The 17,491-nt window shown below is 59.5% G+C and carries 19 protein-coding genes and 2 pseudogenes; 9 read left to right on the top strand and 12 right to left on the bottom strand.

Annotated elements, in window-relative coordinates; genetic code table 11:
* The first annotated feature begins 35 nt into the window (after positions 1 to 35).
* On the top strand, positions 36 to 380 hold the full coding sequence (locus CIT37_RS05040; RefSeq protein WP_011084509.1) for a hypothetical protein: 345 nt from the start codon (positions 36 to 38) through the stop codon (positions 378 to 380).
* A gap of 524 nt (positions 381 to 904) precedes the next feature.
* Here CIT37_RS05040 and CIT37_RS05035 read toward each other — a convergent pair.
* Entirely contained in the window at positions 905 to 1,126 is a 222-nt protein-coding gene (locus CIT37_RS05035) for a hypothetical protein (protein ID WP_014497999.1), read from the bottom strand.
* 569 nt (positions 1,127 to 1,695) lie between these two features.
* Here CIT37_RS05035 and CIT37_RS05030 point away from each other — a divergent pair.
* Positions 1,696 to 1,953 (top strand): WGR domain-containing protein, encoded by a 258-nt coding sequence (locus CIT37_RS05030; RefSeq protein WP_011084508.1) that lies wholly within the window; start codon positions 1,696 to 1,698, stop codon positions 1,951 to 1,953.
* 50 nt (positions 1,954 to 2,003) lie between these two features.
* Here the strand turns inward: CIT37_RS05030 and CIT37_RS05025 are convergent.
* From CIT37_RS05025 to CIT37_RS05015, 3 genes and pseudogenes are all read right to left on the bottom strand, one after another.
* A pseudogene (locus tag CIT37_RS05025) lies at positions 2,004 to 2,325 on the bottom strand (DDE-type integrase/transposase/recombinase); the annotation flags it as partial.
* 362 nt (positions 2,326 to 2,687) lie between these two features.
* The gene (locus CIT37_RS05020; RefSeq protein ID WP_011090955.1) at positions 2,688 to 7,013 is read right to left on the bottom strand and encodes a Ulp1 family isopeptidase; all 4,326 of its coding nucleotides are present in this window, start codon (positions 7,011 to 7,013) and stop codon (positions 2,688 to 2,690) included.
* A gap of 647 nt (positions 7,014 to 7,660) precedes the next feature.
* A complete protein-coding gene (locus tag CIT37_RS05015) occupies positions 7,661 to 7,918 on the bottom strand; it encodes a hypothetical protein (RefSeq protein ID WP_014498629.1) in 258 nt (85 codons plus the stop codon).
* 67 nt (positions 7,919 to 7,985) lie between these two features.
* Here CIT37_RS05015 and CIT37_RS05010 point away from each other — a divergent pair, with 67 nt between their 5' ends.
* The 3 genes from CIT37_RS05010 to CIT37_RS05000 all read left to right on the top strand — a co-directional run bounded on the left by CIT37_RS05010 (position 7,986) and on the right by CIT37_RS05000 (position 8,812).
* Positions 7,986 to 8,228, top strand: a complete 243-nt coding sequence (locus tag CIT37_RS05010; RefSeq protein WP_011090956.1) for a helix-turn-helix domain-containing protein — start codon at positions 7,986 to 7,988, stop codon at positions 8,226 to 8,228.
* A 114-nt stretch (positions 8,229 to 8,342) separates the two neighbouring features.
* Positions 8,343 to 8,576, top strand: coding sequence for a helix-turn-helix transcriptional regulator (locus CIT37_RS05005; protein ID WP_223153795.1), 234 nt, complete (start codon positions 8,343 to 8,345; stop codon positions 8,574 to 8,576).
* Entirely contained in the window at positions 8,576 to 8,812 is a 237-nt protein-coding gene (locus CIT37_RS05000) for a hypothetical protein (RefSeq protein WP_014498628.1), read from the top strand. Before CIT37_RS05005 ends, CIT37_RS05000 begins: the two co-directional genes overlap by 1 nt.
* Before the next feature lie 3 nt (positions 8,813 to 8,815).
* Here the strand turns inward: CIT37_RS05000 and CIT37_RS04995 are convergent, their stop codons facing one another.
* Positions 8,816 to 8,959 (bottom strand): hypothetical protein, encoded by a 144-nt coding sequence (locus tag CIT37_RS04995; RefSeq protein ID WP_196238411.1) that lies wholly within the window; start codon positions 8,957 to 8,959, stop codon positions 8,816 to 8,818.
* Between the two features lie 1,002 nt (positions 8,960 to 9,961).
* Here CIT37_RS04995 and CIT37_RS04990 point away from each other — a divergent pair.
* From CIT37_RS04990 to CIT37_RS04980, 3 genes are all read left to right on the top strand, one after another.
* Positions 9,962 to 10,246, top strand: a complete 285-nt coding sequence (locus tag CIT37_RS04990) for a DUF3892 domain-containing protein (RefSeq protein ID WP_011090958.1) — start codon at positions 9,962 to 9,964, stop codon at positions 10,244 to 10,246.
* Between the two features lie 871 nt (positions 10,247 to 11,117).
* The gene (locus CIT37_RS04985) at positions 11,118 to 11,342 is read left to right on the top strand and encodes a hypothetical protein (RefSeq protein ID WP_154694125.1); all 225 of its coding nucleotides are present in this window, start codon (positions 11,118 to 11,120) and stop codon (positions 11,340 to 11,342) included.
* Between the two features lie 554 nt (positions 11,343 to 11,896).
* Positions 11,897 to 12,124, top strand: coding sequence for a hypothetical protein (locus tag CIT37_RS04980; protein WP_223153796.1), 228 nt, complete (start codon positions 11,897 to 11,899; stop codon positions 12,122 to 12,124).
* A 385-nt stretch (positions 12,125 to 12,509) separates the two neighbouring features.
* Here CIT37_RS04980 and CIT37_RS04975 read toward each other — a convergent pair whose 3' ends face one another.
* Together CIT37_RS04975 and CIT37_RS04970 are read right to left on the bottom strand one after the other, a co-directional pair.
* Complete coding sequence (locus tag CIT37_RS04975) at positions 12,510 to 12,713, bottom strand: cold-shock protein (RefSeq protein WP_011090960.1); 204 nt, start codon at positions 12,711 to 12,713, stop codon at positions 12,510 to 12,512.
* Between the two features lie 16 nt (positions 12,714 to 12,729).
* Positions 12,730 to 14,136, bottom strand: a complete 1,407-nt coding sequence (locus CIT37_RS04970; RefSeq protein WP_011090961.1) for a hypothetical protein — start codon at positions 14,134 to 14,136, stop codon at positions 12,730 to 12,732.
* Between CIT37_RS04970 and CIT37_RS04965 the strand changes: the two genes are divergently transcribed.
* Positions 14,048 to 14,293, top strand: a complete 246-nt coding sequence (locus tag CIT37_RS04965; protein ID WP_309248086.1) for a DUF3892 domain-containing protein — start codon at positions 14,048 to 14,050, stop codon at positions 14,291 to 14,293. The genes CIT37_RS04970 and CIT37_RS04965 overlap by 89 nt on opposite strands.
* Before the next feature lie 3 nt (positions 14,294 to 14,296).
* On the opposite strand, the gene CIT37_RS04960 is transcribed toward CIT37_RS04965, so the two are convergent.
* The 5 genes and pseudogenes from CIT37_RS04960 to CIT37_RS04940 form a co-directional block, all read right to left on the bottom strand.
* Entirely contained in the window at positions 14,297 to 14,662 is a 366-nt protein-coding gene (locus tag CIT37_RS04960; protein WP_014498622.1) for a hypothetical protein, read from the bottom strand.
* Positions 14,663 to 14,763: 101 nt separating this feature from the next.
* Positions 14,764 to 15,254: pseudogene (locus tag CIT37_RS04955) on the bottom strand (HK97 family phage prohead protease).
* A 196-nt stretch (positions 15,255 to 15,450) separates the two neighbouring features.
* On the bottom strand, positions 15,451 to 15,999 hold the full coding sequence (locus CIT37_RS04950; protein ID WP_223153797.1) for a hypothetical protein: 549 nt from the start codon (positions 15,997 to 15,999) through the stop codon (positions 15,451 to 15,453).
* An 8-nt stretch (positions 16,000 to 16,007) separates the two neighbouring features.
* Positions 16,008 to 16,541, bottom strand: coding sequence for a hypothetical protein (locus tag CIT37_RS04945; protein WP_011090966.1), 534 nt, complete (start codon positions 16,539 to 16,541; stop codon positions 16,008 to 16,010).
* A gap of 197 nt (positions 16,542 to 16,738) precedes the next feature.
* Positions 16,739 to 17,290, bottom strand: a complete 552-nt coding sequence (locus CIT37_RS04940; protein ID WP_014498619.1) for a hypothetical protein — start codon at positions 17,288 to 17,290, stop codon at positions 16,739 to 16,741.
* Positions 17,291 to 17,491 lie beyond the last annotated feature (201 nt).

Genomic DNA, 17,491 nt, shown 5'->3' with positions numbered 1-17,491 from the left:
ACAAATTGCTCAAAGATTCGTGGAGAGAAAAGCAGATGAGCGATGAGCCCGACCTCGAGAGCAGAGTCGTTGCAGCGATACGACACTATCGTGCGGCGCTCGACGTGGCGGAAAACCTGGAACGAGAGGACGCGTGCGCGCATCGAGCGCTGACGAGCACCCTGCTCGATTTGGAGCGTGCCCTGCGAGGCGAAGCGGCCCCGCATCTCAACAACAACCTGTTTGAGACCGGCTCCACGGCGGTTGCACGGTCGGATAAAACATGGGCCGACCTGGTCGAGGCGACTGCGAGATTGGATTCGGCCCGTCGAACCTTAGCTGCTCTGGAACGGCAGTTGGGATATCTTCCAAAAGTCTCGAGGGGAGCGGATCACAAGTGAGGTTAGATAAGAGTCTCGCACGATCGGAAGGTTTCCCGACCATTTCAGAGCGGCGGCGGCAACGCTCTGACGGGCTCGTGTCCCAGCCAAAATCCCGCGCCCAAAACAGACCTCTCTGCGTCCTCGTGTTTGGGACCGCCGAGGTACAGCGCGCGAATCGGGACCTTGCTGGATCCCAACCTTCCAACTTTCCCGCCGCCTCGCCGCGTCCTCCTATGCAGGAATAGACCTCGACGCACTGGCTCGATCGTCCTGTCGAGCGTGCACAGTTTCTGATGACGCTGACCAGCGCGAGTCCTGGTTGAGTTTCTTCTGCTTGTGACTCGGCGTGGAAACGGCATTGCAGCCTCTTCGATCTTCGGCGCGGCTGCGATCATGTGATCAAGCTCTAAAAAGTGGTTCGACGACAGGCAGGCGCTTGAGGCCAGCGTCAACGTTGTCGGAAAAGTGGAAGCCGTGCCGGCTCACACCGTAATCAAAACAGACGTCAAGCGCCAATCCAAGGGCCAGAGCTGCGCTTACGATCAACGTCGAACCGATGCGTTCGAACCACCAATCTCATTGGTGGCGCCTGCTCCGGTGCGATCGATGACCCAGGCCACCATGTAGCCCTTGGCCTGCTCGGTCTGCACCTGCCGGAGGGCCTCAGAGTAGGTTAGTAAGGGCTCTTGCGCCGGGTAGACGGCGCGGTCGGTCGGGGTGACAAAGTGATGGCAGCACACGCGATAGTCTTTAGCCTCGAACATCGGAATCCTCCTCTCGCCTCAGGTTGCGCGGCCATACGCGCTTTCAGATACTGCCCTACCACAGAGAATGCGGCCTTTAAGAGGCCGCGCGCTTCTTCAACACCCCATAAGGTTGGTCGGGCTGCCAGACGCAGGTCGGCGATGTCCGACCACATCGCGCGCTTGATTCTCTGCAGCAGCACCGGCAAAGAAGTGCCCGGGTGTCATTCCATAATTCACCCGTGTCCGGACTTCGATTTCCCGTTCGTCCGCAATTGCTCCGTCGATCGCTCAACGGCTGCACCGATGTCACCTAGTCAGCTTTCAAACCTTGCTGAGGCTGCTGGATCGACAATGCTTGGACCTAGCTCCGGCGCGATTCAGTGAGCTTCTCGATCAGTTCAGACTGCGGTCTCGGTTTTGCCGCGAGACGGTGGGGTTCAAATCGGGCCGTGGAGCCTCCACATCATCGCCACAGTCCGAAGACACCCGCCTGGTGCAATTGATGTAGCGAGAGAATGAATCGTTTGGCCCTGATCGATTCATAGAAAGCATTGGACCTCGCTTCCACAGGAAGCGAGAATCCATGCATGCCGAACCTTAAGCTAGGGCCGCTTCACCTTCGCCGCATCGACACCACCCGCAACATGCGGCGGTTTTACTTGCTTTCGATCCAACCGACCTTGTTCGGCGGGGTCTCGCTGATCCGCGACTGGGGCCGGATCGGCACGACCGGCCAGACGATGGTGCAGACTTTCGATGCCAGCGCTGAAGCGGGCGAAGCATTCGGACGGCTGGAGCGCGCCAAGCGCAGGCGCGGATACACCTCTGCTGAGGAGAGAGTCTGAGGTTTCGTCAATTTCCCGGGGATTACGGATCCACTTACGATGCCTGGAACGTGAAGTGACAGAAACCGTTGAGCCTGACGGGACGATTTGAAACGCTTCATGATCCGCCGCGTTGCCGCGTCGGCTGATGAGAATTCTCAGCCCGATTGTTGAGAGCTCTGTGCTGGCGATGTTCGACGAAAAAGCCCATCTTCGCCCTCGCAGCGCCGTGCGAACGCTTGTCCGTGATCATCACGCGCGGCGGCGTGCCGGCGGATTTCAAGAGCTTCTTCATGAGCCGCTGGGAAACCGGAAATACAACCAAACGGCATAGCTGATCACTTCCGATGGGAAGCGATGGCGGCGATAAAGAGGGTCCCGGGCGGTCGGCATGCCGGTCGTCTACCCCTCGGCCGCTGCAATTCGTTAACTTGACGGTACCCGCTGCTCGTCGACAGCGATGGCACGATCATCGCGGGCGAAGGCCGATACCTGGCCGCGCGAAAGCTCGGTCTCCTCGAGGCGCCGGTCAGCTGACCGGTCTTTCCGAAGCGCAGCGTCGCGCGCTCGCCCTTGCCGACAACCGCATCGCGCTGTCGGTGGTCCGGCGGCTCGTCGGATACGGGCGCTTCGACGGGGGCGAGACGGCCCGCGTGATGGCACGTCTCTACGCCGCGGCGCGCCTGCTGGTGAACTTCTTCCAGCCGTCATTCAAGCTCAAAGAGAAGCGCCGCGAGGGTCCGCCCACGGCGACATCAACCCCTGAGTCGCGCTTGCAGTGCCTGCCGATTGGCAACGACGTTGCTGAGGTTCAGCTGGTCTGGCTCCCGTCCTTGCGCCAATTGCCTAACCAGCTCCCGCGTGCCGTCCACGACAAAGACGCCGCAATCACAAGTGTTCTGCTGCTGGGCCATGCCGGCGGGCTGCAGGGCGAGGTTCAGCCTTTCTGCGAGTTGTCTTGCATGCGTCTCGTTGTATCTCCCGTAGGAATCGTAGTGATAGGCGACAGGCCGTTGCCGGTTGCTGCGATCAACGAACAGCAGCGACCAATGCCTGCCGCGGTCCGTAGCACTGGCATCGTTCACTGGCAGCAACAGGAAGTCGGCTGTATCGTTATCACGCCGATCATGGACGATGCGATGGAATACGCGTAGCACGTCGCTCTCCGCGCCCAGGCGCAGCCGCAGCGCTTCGAGGGGATCTACGAACCGCGTCCGGGCGGCGAGATCCGAATCGCTCCTCTGCAAATCCAGCTCCTGAAGCTGGTAATCCCTGAGGATATGCTCGTCGCCCAGCCATTCCGTGTCCTCGAGCACCAGCCCGCGGTTATGGGACAAGGCTATCGGATTCAACGCCCCGATCTGAGCATCGGAGGAGGTGATCGGAAACCGCCGCACGATATCGTCGCGCAATGGGGACGGTGCGGGCGCGGTCAGATCAACCAATGGAAGACCGTCGTAGGTGTCTGAACGAGCCCTGGCAGAAGGCGCTGGCGCAAAGTGAGCACTGTCATCCAACTCGGCCGCATCCGGATCAAGCAGTGCCCCAAACCCACGATAGAGATCCTGAGCCCTGGCAGTTGATGGTGATGCCGGTTCTTGCATCTGCCGCGCAAGCTCCTCGCTCAACCACGCCAAAGCGTCATCGTCCGAGTGGGCGGACACCGGAGAAAGCCCCTGCGGCGAGCCGAGCTGTCGAGCGCCCTGGTGATGCCCCGGTACCGGCCCGGCAAACGGCGGCGGAAAGCCAGGCGCCCGGCTCCAAGCATTGTCGCGCAACTCAAATGATGTGGGCGAATTCGGATTAAACGATACCTCAAGACCGCCGTAGGTGTCTGAGCAAGCCCTGGCAGAAGGCGCTGGCGCAAAGTGAGCACTGTCATCCAACTCGGCCACATCCGGATCAAGGAGTGCCTCAAATCCACGATAGAGATCCTGAGCCCTGGCAGTTGATGGTGATGCCGGTTCTTGCATCTGCCGCGCAAGCTCCTCGCTCAACCACGCCAAAGCGTCATCGTCCGAGTGGGCGGACACCGGAGAAAGCCCCTGCGGCGAGCCGAGCTGTTGAGCGCCCTGGTGATGCCCCGGTACCGGCCCGGCAAACGGCGGCGGAAAGCCAGGCGCCGGGCTCCAAGCATTGTCACGCAACTCAAATGATGCGGGCGAATTCGGATTAAACGACACCTCAATACCGCCGTAGGTATTTGAGCGAGCCCTGGCAGAGTGCGTTGGCGCTGCTTCCACGGTCGGCCGGGCAGGTTCCTGCCCAGCTTGGACTATGTCCTGCGCCTGCTCAGGAGGAACCTCGGGCCACGATGGGCCGTCTTCCACCATTAAGCGCAGATCCTGATCGTAACCTTCCGGGAGGACCAATGGCCGACTGACAGCTCGCTGCCGCGCGCTGTGCTGCGCAGCGGCGCCCCCGACGTACATCGCGACCGCATGCGGCGCCGTGACATCTTCGTAGCCGCTCCGCAGCAGCATCGGCTGCGTCTCCCATGACGACGTACCCTGTTGATGGGTAGGCGCCGGTGTCGGCTGGCCGCCTGAATTGGCGATCTCGCTCAGCTGCCGCTCGCCGGCAACGCCTTGCGGATTGTTTAGGGTCCTCTGCCTCTTCGCTGGCCTCAACTCAGCTGTGTCATGCTCATCGTTGATGAGGACCTCCTCGCTTGGCAGGCGGTTGCTCCTGGCAAGCGCAGCCATCGGCTCGTCCGGGGACTGCTGGCGGTCGGGCTCTCCGGGATCCGGTGCCTGGTCATGGCGCGCGGCTGGCTCGAGAGATGACGACGAGCGGGGTTCGTCCATCAGCCCCAAAAGCAAATCCTGATCGCGGCCTTCCGCGGGAAGCTCCTCTGGCCGACGGCCAGTTTCCTGCGACGCGCTGTGCTGCGCAGCGGCGGCGTCGACGCGCCTCGGCTCCATCAGTACCGTGTCTTCGGGATTGATAAAGGCCACGTTCTGGGGGTGAGGATTCAGCTTAGCGCGTCGTGAGATCGGCACTTCGCCCGTCGACCGCAAGGTCCGGAGATAGTCGATTGCCTGAACGAGTCTCTTTGGATTACCCTCTCCGGTGAACTCGAGCACCTCACCGCCATCGGTCAGCGACTTATTGTCGAGCCGATCACGAATGCTCGGTTTTTCTTTTGCGAAAAGCCAACGGCTAAAGCTACGAAGGGAACCTCCGTGCTGCTCGGCAGCGGATTTGCTGAACCCGCCCTTGATGAGGGCCCTCTCAAGCCCCGAAATAAGGGGAGCATCCACGGAATAAAGAGGCTGCTTCCTCTTCCCTATCACAATCCAAGTTGACTGAGCCGACTGCGGCGCCGAGGACGACGGGCCGGGTTCATCCATCAGCCCCAAAAGCAAATCCTGATCATGGCCTTCCGCAGGAAGCAATTCCTCTGGCCAACTGCCACCCTTCTGCGACGCAATGTGCTGCGCAGCGGCGTCGCCGACCCGCCTCGACTCCCTCAGGGCCGCCTCTTCGGGATCAATATGGCGCTCGTGCTCCATCGCCTCAGCGCCGGCCTGCGATTTTCGGAGACGAGCCAGTGCGGCACCAATCCTGGAATCAGCACCGGCGACCTTCCTATAGCTCTCGACATCTCCATCAAACGACGTGCCGAGCCCAGCAGCAATGCCCGGCCTGTTGTTGTCACGCAGGTAGTCGCTGAAATTGCGAAGAGCAGTTGCATCCCTCTTGCCGGCATCTGTCGCTACTTCGTTTTTGTACTCTTTGATGAGTGCCGCGTCCTGGGGATAAGGATGCAACTCAGTGCGGCCTGCGATCGGCACGATTCCGCCCGTCGACCGCGAGGTCCTGAGATGGTCTATTGCCCTATGGAGTGTCGCGGGACGCTTTTCGAACAACTCGCGCGCATCAGCGGTCAGTGACTTTTCGTCGTCGAGCCGAGCAGCAATGGGATCTTTGTTATTTGCGTAGAGCCTCTGGCCAAAGCTGAGAAGAGTACGTACATGGTCCTTGGCGGTGCCTTCGGCGGCCCCGCCCTTGATGAGGGCCTTCTCAAGCCCCGAAATAAGGGCAGCATCCTCGGGATAAAGAGGCCGTCTCCTCCTCCCTCTCAAAATCCCAGTTGACTGAGTCGGCTGCGGCGCCGAGGACGACGCGCCGGGTTCGTCCATCGGCCCCAAAAGCAAATTCTGATCATGGCCTTCCGCAGGAAGCAATTCCTCTGGCCAACTGCCAGCTTTCTGCGACGAACTGTGCTGCGCAGCGGCGTCGCCGACCTGCCTCGACTCCTTCAGGGCCGCGTCTTCGGGATCAATATTGCGCTCGAGATCCATCGCCTTAGCGCCGGCCGACGATTTTCGGAGACGATCCAGCGCGACACCGATTTTCGAACGAAAAGCGGAGACTTTCTTATAGCTCTTAACATCTTCATTTAACAACTCGCCGCGAAGCCGACCAACAATACCCTTCTTGTTGTTGTCACGCAGGTAGTCGCTGAAATTGCGAAGAGCGGTTGCATCCCTCTTGCCCATCTCTGACGCTACTTCGTTTTGGTACTCTTTGATGAGTTCCGCGTCCTGCTGATAAGGATTTACCTCAACGTGGCGTGTGATCGGCACGACTTCGCCGGTCGACTGCGAATTTCGGAGATGACCTATTGCTGTAAGAAGTTTCCAGGGCTCACCCTCTCCGCTGAACTCGCGCGCATCTTGAGACAGCGATTTTTTGTCGTCGAGCCGAGCAGAGATGCCCTTTTTGTTATTTGCGGAGAGCCAATGGCCAAAGCCGCGAAGAACACGTAAATAGTTATTGGTGGTGCCTTTGGCGGCCCCGCCCTTCGTAAGGGCCTTCTCAAGCCCCGAGATAAGGCGAGCATCCTCGGAGTAAAGGATCTGATTGCACTGCCTCCCTATCAAAACCTCCGTTGATTGAGCCGGCTGCAGCGCAGCGGCGGCCGGCATTGCTCCACCACCCACACCTGAACTGCTGATCTCTCTCAATTGCCGCTCAAAGGTCGCCGCGGCTGCAGACGGAGCCGCGGGTGAGCTCTCTTGCGGACCCGTGCTGCCCGATTGTTCATGCACCGACTTGGTCAAGGGGAAATCCATCCGTCCTCTTCAAATATGAACCTGGGCTATCGATCTGACATGCCGGGCAATCAGCAACAAACCGCCCTTTACAGCGCCGGCAGGCACGCACCGTGAGCATCGGCAGCGGATGTTCTTCCAAGGGGATCAGCCCTGTATGTTTGTTAAACTTAAATGGGGAAGCTGTCGAGAACCTGATGACGACAATTGCCGCGCCAAGACAGCATGGCGCATGTGCCTGCGCGCTTCGCCGTCAACAGCCGATAGACCGAAGATTCAGAGACAAAATACTGCTCCTCATCGGTGAGGCGTACGGCCAGCTTTCGCGGCGAGGACTATCTCCAGCCAACATCTTTGTGAATCGACGCTGAACATTGACCCATCAAGCACTTGGGACGCCGATCGGCGTCCGGACCCCATATGGACCCCGCCCGATTGCAACGACCGACTTGATCAGGATCGACGGCCACAACTACTGACGTATATCCGGCTTCTTGATGCGGCTGGACAACGTCTTCGCCGCGAGCCTCGATGGTTTTCGCATGCTTCTGTGAATCGGCGCGGGGGTCCGACGCCGATCGGCGCCGGGGTCACTTTTCCGGCACTTGAAAAATCAAGACGTTAGCCCACGAGATAGACTGATTGAGGGGTCAAATTTCGATCCGCATTCACATACGATCGAGCCACTCCTGCTCGTAGGGCAATTCGTCGAGCAGCAGCAGGGCTTTCTTGCTCAGATCCCGCCAGTCTGCGGCGGGCGCCTCAAGGATCCTCTCCGCAATTCCGCATGCGGTGTGGGTCATCTCCTCAACGATCTCGCTGGGAAGCGGCCCACGGGCCAGGTCGGTCAATCGGCGATGGGTGTAGAGAAACTGCGAAAGGGTGGTGGGTCGTTCAGCGGACGGAAATGAGGCGGCTTGCAGCATTGGGCGGGTTCCTTTATTGTGCATCTATCACCTCTATGGTGACAAATGCACTATACAGGAATTAACCATGGTGACAAGTGCACAAATTAGGGCGGCGCGCGGTTTGTTGAACTGGACCGTTCGAGACCTTGCGGAGAAATCGGGTGTGCACAGAAACACCGTGACGAGGGTTGAGACCGACGCGACGGCACCGGGTCATTCGATAGCCGCCATCCGCGCCGCCCTCGAATCTGCCGGCGCCATCTTCCTGGCAGATGGTCAATCGATCGATGGCGGCCCTGGTGTGAGGCTGGCGAAACCGAAGGCCTAGCTGCCCACACCTATCGGGGCGCTTCGGCGCGTCCATAGGGATGTGGGTGCTGCCCTATTGTAAAGCCACACTCCCATTCCAGCGTGCGGCGGCAGCAACGATTCGGTGGCGCCCGTGTCGACCGTTGATCTCAACGCCCTCGCGACAGATCAGTATCTCAACGCCAAGCAAGTTCGCGAGCGCTACGGCAGCGTATCGAACACTTGGCTATTCCGGCGCATGCGCGATGCGGCCTTTCCGCAACCGTCGACGCGCCTCGGTGGCCGCACCAGGTTCTGGCTTCTATCCGAGTTATTGGAGTGGGAGCGGAGCAAGCTCCCTATTGACGCGGACAGCGTAGGCGAATGATGACCAAACGGTTCGCGATCCGCAGTGACGAACCAATCACGGTCGATACACTGGAGCGTTGCTTGGATTGTCTTGCGATCCTAATGGATCAGTCGCCACAAGGCGGTGAAGTCTATCTCCCGATCTTCGAGCGGCTTGAATCAGAGCTTGCCACTGCGAAAGCGAAGGAAGACATGATGGAGCGAGCGCGCGTTAGGGCCGCGCGGTTTATGCAAGAGCACTCGATTAAGAAGTAGCCGCTACGTCTTGGCTGACTTACGGAATTTTTCCGCATTCTCCGCAGCTACAGCTAAGGCCCGCGACAACTCAAGCGCCTGCTCCACTGTCACTTGGAAGTGAACGCCGACAATGCTTGCAATGACGAGCGTGATTTCGTCGTCCATCTGCTCACACAGATCGCCGCCGATTCATTTAGTTCGATCTCAGCAATTAGTTCGATCTCAGCAATACGTCCGATGAGATCATCCGGTTCATTCGTCATGGCTACAATCCATCCGGCGATTGGGCTCGCGACTGGCGTAGGGTCCGCTCGACAGCAATTCGAGCCCAGAGAACACGAACTGGTCAACTACAAGAATTTGTAGTCGCACACCTACCGCAGTGACCGGCATGATTGCGGACCGTCGCAGCGGAGGCCGCAGACGCAATTTCGGAGGGGGATGTGCCTGCGGCCTAGGGGGAACTGATGAGCGAAAGCTTTAGGGTTGGTTTCGCGATAGCCATCACGGCAGCCGTAGTCGCAGGGGCGTTTTTTGCTATCCGTTTTTTGATTGGCTTTTACGGATAGGATCTCGCCGCCCTACTTCCACCCGAACCTGTCGCAAATCGATGCGATGATTTTGTCGATCGCTATCGCGATGTTCTCATCAGCATATTTTCTGGCCAGGGCGGCAAGTGCGACTATCTGAATCAGAAAAATGCAGATGACGGCCACAAATCCTAAGTGGGGAAATGTGGCCAAATCAATTAGCGTAATGCGCGCGCATATCCAGTAGAATCGTTCCTCGCGGCGCTCATCGGCCTTTTGAGCCCAACAGTCCTGGGGGGGGCGCGGGGGCGACTCGGCGTCGCGAAACATGCGAAACGACGCTGTCCCTGCCACACCCGCGCCGCGGTGAAGTTAGCGGCCACGTGACTCGGCGCCTCCATACCGAAGAAGCGCTGTCCCTATCGCGCGCGCCACTAACTTCCGTGGTCAGCCTTACCGCCTTGAGCTGCAAAACTGACCGCCCCGCCCCCGAGGGGGGGCATCAACCCGCGGGGGGCCCTCGCGTTGTATCGGCGAAAAGCCTCCCGGGCCCCTACCAGGATTGGTTGGGCTGCCTGGGCCGCCACTGAACGCTAAACTGGTCACCCAGCCTTTGCAGCACGAAGGAGAGAGCCCTGTGGTTAAACTCGCACGCGTTCGCTGCATCAATAAGACCGACAGGATGAATCCCCACGAGAGGATTGAAAGTGTCGGAGGTGAATATTCAAACGGAAGTCAATGGAAGCAGTCTGTCGTTCAGACGATCAGAGACATTGAAAGCGGCGAATGGGAGTTCTATGTCGAAGAAGACGGACTCATGGCTGGCGTGGTCGTGGCCGAACACAACGGGCACAAATACATCAAGACAACGGCGGACGGCGTTCAGCCAGACAATCTTCTTTCACTGGCTGAGTGCCCGTGATCCCCACTAGCGACGGCCTCCACGGCTAAGACCCCCCTTCCGCGAGCTAACGCTTTTTCCTTCCGGCCGCCCTGCGCATCCCGACACGGAGCTTCAGGGCCGCCAGCGCGGCGGCGCTCGTCAAACGATTTGCGCTCGTTCCAATCGGCTACGGCGCGGAGACTCGCCGCACCGGCACCAGTGGAGATGGCCTGCTGCAGATGCGAATTGTTTATTCCCTCGGCCCGTTTCGGCTTCGATAAAGTGCGAGAAATTCTCGCACTTTCTCCAACGGCCATTTCTGCCTGCACCTGCTCCCAAATCTCCTTACGTCGCTTGATGTAAAACCTCTCGCACCTAGCCAACCACCGGACATTTGCGGAGAGCGAAGCCGTCTCTTTCCGGTGGACAGCCTTTGGTTGCGATAGCAACTTGGTCGTTTTTCAGGACGTGAGATTTGCTTATGCGCGATTAGCAACTGCCGTTTTCTCGCGTTTGCTCGGATTGCACCTCAAAGCGCGAACGAAGATCCTACCGCCGATTACTGTCATGCAGTGCGATTTTGACCGGTGCGTGATGCTGCTCTACATTTACACGGTCATAATGATCGAGTCGTGGCTCGATTTCTGGCTCGCGTCAGCCCAACGTCTCGCCCCAGCATGCTGCCCGTGCTGGGGTCTCTCTTTCGGAGACTGACTTGGAGTCCTGGCAGCCTGTCGGTCGTGATTGAAGCAAGACAGTCCGTCACCCTTTCGTCAGCTATCGCGAGCGCACCCAGTGCCTTTTATGACTAACCCGCACACCGCAAGCAGCGCGGGCGCGCTGGCGAAAGTCTCACAGGCATGCCACCCGAACCGGTTGGCACACACGCGGCTCTCCTAGAAGAGCGCGTATGCGTGCAGCGATCTTCCGCGCCTCCTTCGGCCCGAGGTTGGGTTTCAAGCTGTCGAGCCTCCTCGGCATTAGACGTCGCGATTTGGCGATCTGCTTGGCTCAAAGACTGATCGGCCGCGCTGGCCTGATTGGCTGCAAACACCGCAAGCGCTTGGGACCGCAGGGACGTGATTTGCTGCTCGAATATGTGCATCCATTGGCCTGTAGCTACCCTGTGTGGTGACGTCGCAAGCGATGGTGGCCAGCCTTCGCCCCTTGGATTGGCAGGGCTGGCCACCTTTGCTCCCGAGGGGCCCAAAATTCCCCCCTGGTGCCACCAAGGAGTATCGCTGAGAAGGACTGGAAGCACCTACCAGTACCAGTGGGTTGTCGCGCCCCCGCGTGCATGCCATATCAAAGTGCTCGGCCTGCAAATGTTCGAGCTGGCTCCGCTCATAGGAGTAACCGCCGTGCCTAGGACCGAAGTGGTAGCGGCAATCCAAGCATTCACGGACTACGTCCGTAGGCCAAGCCATACACCGGCAGAAGACACGTACGCGCCACAGCGAACTGAAGAACAGCTGGCCGATTGGCGATCCCGGGTTGAAGTTATCTGCTCAAAAATGGACGCGGTGGCGGATTGCCCTCTTTCGACCTTATCCGAATTCGAGGCGCTCAGACGCGAGATGGGGACAGATTTTCCCGCAACACCACCCGCTTTACTAAACCGTGTAGCGGACGCATTTTTACGCTGCGGGTCGGCGGATGCCGGCCCCTTAATCAGGACGGAGCCGGATGATGCCTAGCACATTCTCGCTGCACAAGATCGACGAAGCTATACGCGACCTCGAAGAAAAAGTTGCTCACGGTGCAGAAATCAGCCGCGAGGAGCTCGCGAGCGGCATTCTGCGGATTACGAAGCGTCTTCGAGATGAACTCGAAGCCGCGCTCAAGGTAATCGATAGCCTCAAGGATCACACCGGGCTCACGGTGGCAGCCGCGCGACCTAAACAGCGGGAACGTTAGCGGCCACGTGACTCGGTGCTTTGGGGTGGACCGATAAAGCGCTGTCCCTATCGCGCGCGCCACTAACTTCGCCCGGTCAGCCTCAAGGGAGGGAGAAGCTGACCGGGCAACGTATCCTCCGGACGAATGCCCTAGAGCAACTACCAGGATTGTGGGCGGTGACTTGGCAATCAGTCTCGGATCGCAGGCAGCGCCGTGGCGAGTCGCCATCGGCAACTTACTACCAAGGAAGGTACAGCGCGACGAACAGTACCAAGAGGATTAGAGCGCACGCCCACGCGAACAATAGCGCCTTATCCATCGGCCGATTCCGATCGATCTCCTCGGCCGCCCGCAGCGGCGTACCACTGCGGCCTTTCTGTTGAGCAACACAATGGGTGGTGCATCACTCGATTCGTAGATTTTCCGCCGACTCCTTTCCGCGATTTTTCACGATGTCGAAGCTGACTTTTGCGCCCTCTGCGAGCGAAGTAAAACCAGCCTTCTCAACCGCGGAGATGTGGACAAAGACGTCATTGCCGCCGGAATCCGGTTGAATGAACCCATACCCCTTTGTTGGGTTGAACCACTTCACTGTCCCAATTGCCACCTTACTTCTCCATTTTTCAAAAATGAAAAGTAGTGCGCGACTCCGACAAAAGAATGGCTTGTCGCGACGCGCGTCCGCAGGCCATACGGGTGGCACCGATCTTACATCCTCGCCAGGACGCTAAGCGCGTTCTGACCTGCCACGTTGATGTTGTTGGCGTTGGTGCCATCGCCCTGTTCGTTGGCTGAGAACACGTGCAAACCCAATAGTGGCGGAGCCGCGTACGCGGCTGCTCCACCGACCTGAGTAGTATTCGTCCGCCTGCAAGAACCCCCTGACCAATGAAAACGTTGGTCGCATCCACGCCAATACCGGAAACCGCGGCTGCTGAGTTCGTGACCAGACCAATGCGTGATGCATACGAAATCTGCGTCGCATCTTCGGCCAGCCCGAATACAGCCGACACCTGATTGCCTGCGGACGCTCTCGCCTGCCTCACGGTCGCGCTGGAATAGGTGTATGCGAGGCCGCTATCGATCGCCGCTGCGGATGCCGTCACGCGGTTATAGGCATTCCACACGCCGAGGTACCCAGCCACACCGCCAGACCCCGAACCGCCAAGAATCCAATCAAGTTGCGACGATGCATTGCTGCGCGTGGTGCCTCCGCGCCACGCTGCCGGCCCATTGGTGATGGCTTGATTGTTGAGCCAGATACCATTGACCTGGCCCAACGCCGTTCCAGCCGAGCGCACCGTGTCGCTTGTCCAGTCGGGACCGTGAGGCAGCCGCAGCGTACCGCTGTCGTTCCAGACAAACCAGTCATTGACCTTGCTGGCGCCGATCGCCGCGGGGTTCTTGGTGATGTCGGTCGTCGCGATCGACAACTCGGCAAATGTCGTCATCGTGAGTTTGGTGCCGTCATAGATTGGCACCTGATTGCCGTTGTAGAGCGCATAGTACAGCGTCGTTTTGGCGCTCTGCGTCGTCGTCATCACGGGCGTTGCGCTCACCAGGGTCAGGCGACCTTGCGGCGGAGACAGAACCCCGAGATTGCCACGTGACGTTTGAGCACTCGCCACGTCCGACAGATTGTTGGCGCTCGACAGATCACCAGCCCCAGGCTGGCCCACCACGTTGAAGTTCCAGTCCGCGAGCGTGCCGCTGCCGCCGGTCTTGTCGGACGTCATGGTCAGCGTCGTGCCGCTGTAGGTGACGAGGCCTTCCATCCAATTCGCCGTGTTCGCCGCCGAGCTAGCCCGCACGCGAGCGCCATTCTGATAGGCGAGGCCGGCCTGCGTGGTGAACGCTTTGGATCCGGTGCCGATAGCGAGCGACGTGGTCGAAGTGCCGCCATACGTGGGGGCGTTGGCCCCCGCAGCACCGGTTGAGCCCGTGGCGCCAGCATCCCCCTTCGACGCCAGCAATTGCCAGTATGTCGCATTCGGAGGCGTGTGGTTGGTGTGGCCGAGATCGGAGGTCATTCGATCGATCGAGAACGGGACCAATACATTCTTTACGTTGGTCGGCGGTAAGCGCGCGGACGTTGGCGTCGTTAGCGGCCCGAACGGAAAATATGTTCGAACTCACGCTGACGGCTACTACAACGATAACCTACTAGCTCTGCCGGAGTGTCCGTGAGTTTTAGTCAAGTAAATCGTCCGCCTCCTCTGCCGGCGCCCAACTGATCTTGCTCGCATCGGCCGGTGTCGCGCCCATACTGCTTAGGCACAGCCTCAGTAGGCTGAGCGATTTTGTACCCATCTCCGCGCCGCTTTGCAGGCGAGCGCGCAAGACTGATGCGATGGAGACAAGACAACGGTGAGATGCATTGAGCCATGGCAACTCGCTGGCGAATTCACGCCATGCATTGGCCTGTTGCTCGTTTAGCCAAGTGGGTGGAGCGCCGATTTCGGCACCGGTTGGATCGTTGCGTTTATAGCGGCCAGCATTGATGATGTGCCGGCCTTCAACCAGCGCCTTGGCGGCCGGCTTTCTTGGTCGTGGCATTTTGCCCCTGGGGGTCCGAATTGCAGATGCGCGTGAAATGGGGGGCCGCCGGTAGCTAGTGGCGGCAGTGGGAGGGATCTGACCCACCCCTCCCCCTGCGCTTAAAGGATGCCGCGGGCCCGCATCTTCGCTTCAACGCGCCGTCGTGCTGCCTGGTTGTTGCTGGATGCTCGACTGATCTGAGCTGAGGTGTCCTTGCCGTAGGCTCCCCACAGGACCAAGCTGATCTCGAAAAGTTTGGCCTCGGTGATGAGGCGCTTCGGAATGTCGCCACCGTCGTCCCACTCCTCGACAAGTGGAGTAAACGACACGCTCACCTCGTTGACAGTGCCAAGGCCTCCTGCCCTAAAGGCGCATCAGGATGCGGCTCTAACGAGTAGTAGAGTCCGACGTTATCCGAACGTAGTTTGAGGGTGCCGTTGCTGATGCGCCCCAGAGGCCTGCTGACATCATGACTGCAAAGCGCGGCGACGTCTGGATTTTGCGCGATGTGCTTGTCGAATGCGCCGCGCGCGAAGCGTTCCTCGAAGAGCCCCGCGATGATGGCCGGCCGATTCCAGGAAATCGCGAATCCTGAGATGGTTTCAGCCATTGCGTTGCGTCACCCGCAATCGTTTCTCGCGTTTCGCTTGCATCAACTTGCGCGCAATCACGGCTGGTGAGTCCGAGCACTCGGAGTGTCGGCTTTCGCCAGGCATCTTTACACGGCGCCGAACTGGCTTTCGGTCGGCCACATCGGAAGTGCGTTCGGATCCCTTAGACATTGTGGCCCGCCTCCTTCACTTCCTTCAAAAAGTAAAAAGCGCGGCCTTCGCGCCGATCGCCCAAGAAGTGCGCGCGCACTGGCCGCAGATAACCGAGGCGCACATCCTCGCGCTCCAGATCGTCCAGCAGCGCGTCGTGCTTTTCTCGGGCTTGGCTGCTTCCAACGCGCGAGCGGCCTCACATACCGCACCCAAACGGCGCTGGTACTCTGGCATCACGGTGAAGCACACGAGCTTGGAGGCTACGTTCCGCGCTTCGTCTGTGCGCCTATGCAGGACCTCCCGCGCTGACTCGATGTTTGCTATCTCCGTGGTGACTTCGCGGAGCTGCCGCGACAGATCGGCAATGCTGTCAGTAGGATCGTCACCAAGCAGCGCGGCCACGCCGGGCGAGATATGTTTCCCAAAAGCCGCCCTGCCCGCCTCGATCTTACCGCGCAGTTTCGAGCGCTCGCTGTTGAGCTTAGAGTCTCTCTGCTCCAATTCCACGCGTTTCGCGATCAGGTCGGCGTACGAGCTGTCGGCCTCCGCGAGGCTGGGGACGCGGAATTCGTCGGTGGTCTTCGTCTTCAACGGAGCCATTAGGCAACAACCTTTCCAAACAATGCATCAATGATACCGGCCACAGCGGCGACGTTGATGGTGACTGACTTGTGATGGCCATTGGATTGCCAGTGAGCGCAATGAGCGCCCGGCTGACTGAAGCGACTGACCGACCCATCAGGTTTGTGAATCGCGACGGCTCTACAATTGCAGGATACGGCAACCTGAGATTTTCGCGCCTCCGCGACGCCAGTGCGTGCGTCCTCGACCAAAATCGCAACAGCGATCGGCGCGTTGGGAATCGACTGCGGGGCCCCATCCAGGTTGACACTACCGGGTGTCATCGCGTGGTAGGCGCGGACCGCGTCAACAGCGGTGTGCAACTCGGTGTCAGAGGCGAGCGCAACAACGAGGTCGAGAACATTGTCCTCGTCTAGCTCAGGCGCAACGCCCGGTGCGCCGGAAGGCAAGATTCCGGCTTCCTGCAAACGCCTGGCGATTCCGGTGCTTCGCGAGCGCGGGAAATCAAGATGACGCTCGATCGCGTCGAGCACGTGATTCCAAGTGGCCATTGGGGCCGCTCTCCTTTCAGGATTGGAAATTGCGATTGGAGGGTTAAATAAAACGCCGCATGCAGCGGCTTCGCGGCTCAGGGCCGGGAAAAAGTGGCGACGCCGGGTGGTGGCCAGCGCGCCGAGTGCACGTCACGTCAGACCACAAATCGTGGTCTTCAAGGTGATACGTTCCCAACTATGGCGAAAACTGGATTTTAAGCCGCCAGCGCGATTTTCCTCCGGCGCGGCCTGTTCCTGCGAATGTCGGGCTCATTATCATTGGCCACCTGCGTCAGGAATCGCTTGGCGTCGATTGCCCGGATCATGGCGTCCTCAACGGCACCGAATTGCATGAGCCGAATGCCGCTTGTCGCCGGGGCGGTGCGGCCCGCAAGAAATTCAGCGCCCTCCGCAACTGCATGCGACCACCTGGAGTACGGTGCGCCCACGTCCTGCTGCCAATCCAGTAGCTCTGGCCTGGCGGGCTTGCCGGGCTTGTTGGGGGTGGCCGCCTGTTTGGTGCGGCGCTTGCCTTTGCTCTGGCGATATTGCTCGGCAGTTGAATGCCATCGCCCGTCCAAACCAAACCACTTGGACATATCCGCATTAAACGTCGCCCTCGCCGCCGCATCCAATTGCCAGCCATGGGCCGGCCCCATACCGGGGAAGCGGCGGTGTAGAATGCGGTTCAGCTCGCCAGGGCGCGGGCGGACCTCGGTAACATGGTCGGCTGCTATGGGTTGGTCGTTGTCGTTTGCGTGTTGCATTGGTTGTCTCTCGTGACGAGCGTACCTGACCGCTTCTGCGGTCTTGTGCGTCGGCATCTGCGTGCCGATCGAATAATCAAACAATCAAAAAAAGTTATACGTAACTCGGCCACTGGTTCGGGCGGCTCGCGGGATCCAAGGGATTTGCTATATCCCCGCCCCATGTTTTGGTTTTCATTTTGCACTCGGAGATGTTTTCCT

The sequence above is a fragment of the Bradyrhizobium ottawaense genome, assembly GCF_002278135.3.
GTDB classification, from domain to species: domain Bacteria; phylum Pseudomonadota; class Alphaproteobacteria; order Rhizobiales; family Xanthobacteraceae; genus Bradyrhizobium; species Bradyrhizobium ottawaense.
The sequence above is the reverse complement of the archived record's forward strand: the minus strand, read 5'-3'. Positions and strand labels throughout refer to the sequence as shown.

Coding starts and splice junctions, on each gene's coding strand:
- CIT37_RS04995 (WP_196238411.1), bottom strand. CDS start 8,959: ATGGACGACGAAATCACGCTCGTCATTGCAAGCATTGTCGGCGTTCAC.
- CIT37_RS04960 (WP_014498622.1), bottom strand. CDS start 14,662: ATGCCACGACCAAGAAAGCCGGCCGCCAAGGCGCTGGTTGAAGGCCGG.
- CIT37_RS04945 (WP_011090966.1), bottom strand. CDS start 16,541: ATGGCCACTTGGAATCACGTGCTCGACGCGATCGAGCGTCATCTTGAT.
- CIT37_RS05035 (WP_014497999.1), bottom strand. CDS start 1,126: ATGTTCGAGGCTAAAGACTATCGCGTGTGCTGCCATCACTTTGTCACC.
- CIT37_RS05040 (WP_011084509.1), top strand. CDS start 36: ATGAGCGATGAGCCCGACCTCGAGAGCAGAGTCGTTGCAGCGATACGA.
- CIT37_RS05000 (WP_014498628.1), top strand. CDS start 8,576: ATGACCAAACGGTTCGCGATCCGCAGTGACGAACCAATCACGGTCGAT.
- CIT37_RS04980 (WP_223153796.1), top strand. CDS start 11,897: ATGCCTAGCACATTCTCGCTGCACAAGATCGACGAAGCTATACGCGAC.
- CIT37_RS05010 (WP_011090956.1), top strand. CDS start 7,986: ATGGTGACAAGTGCACAAATTAGGGCGGCGCGCGGTTTGTTGAACTGG.
- CIT37_RS04970 (WP_011090961.1), bottom strand. CDS start 14,136: ATGACCTCCGATCTCGGCCACACCAACCACACGCCTCCGAATGCGACA.
- CIT37_RS05030 (WP_011084508.1), top strand. CDS start 1,696: ATGCCGAACCTTAAGCTAGGGCCGCTTCACCTTCGCCGCATCGACACC.
- CIT37_RS04985 (WP_154694125.1), top strand. CDS start 11,118: ATGCGTGCAGCGATCTTCCGCGCCTCCTTCGGCCCGAGGTTGGGTTTC.
- CIT37_RS05015 (WP_014498629.1), bottom strand. CDS start 7,918: ATGCTGCAAGCCGCCTCATTTCCGTCCGCTGAACGACCCACCACCCTT.
- CIT37_RS05020 (WP_011090955.1), bottom strand. CDS start 7,013: ATGGATTTCCCCTTGACCAAGTCGGTGCATGAACAATCGGGCAGCACG.
- CIT37_RS04940 (WP_014498619.1), bottom strand. CDS start 17,290: ATGCAACACGCAAACGACAACGACCAACCCATAGCAGCCGACCATGTT.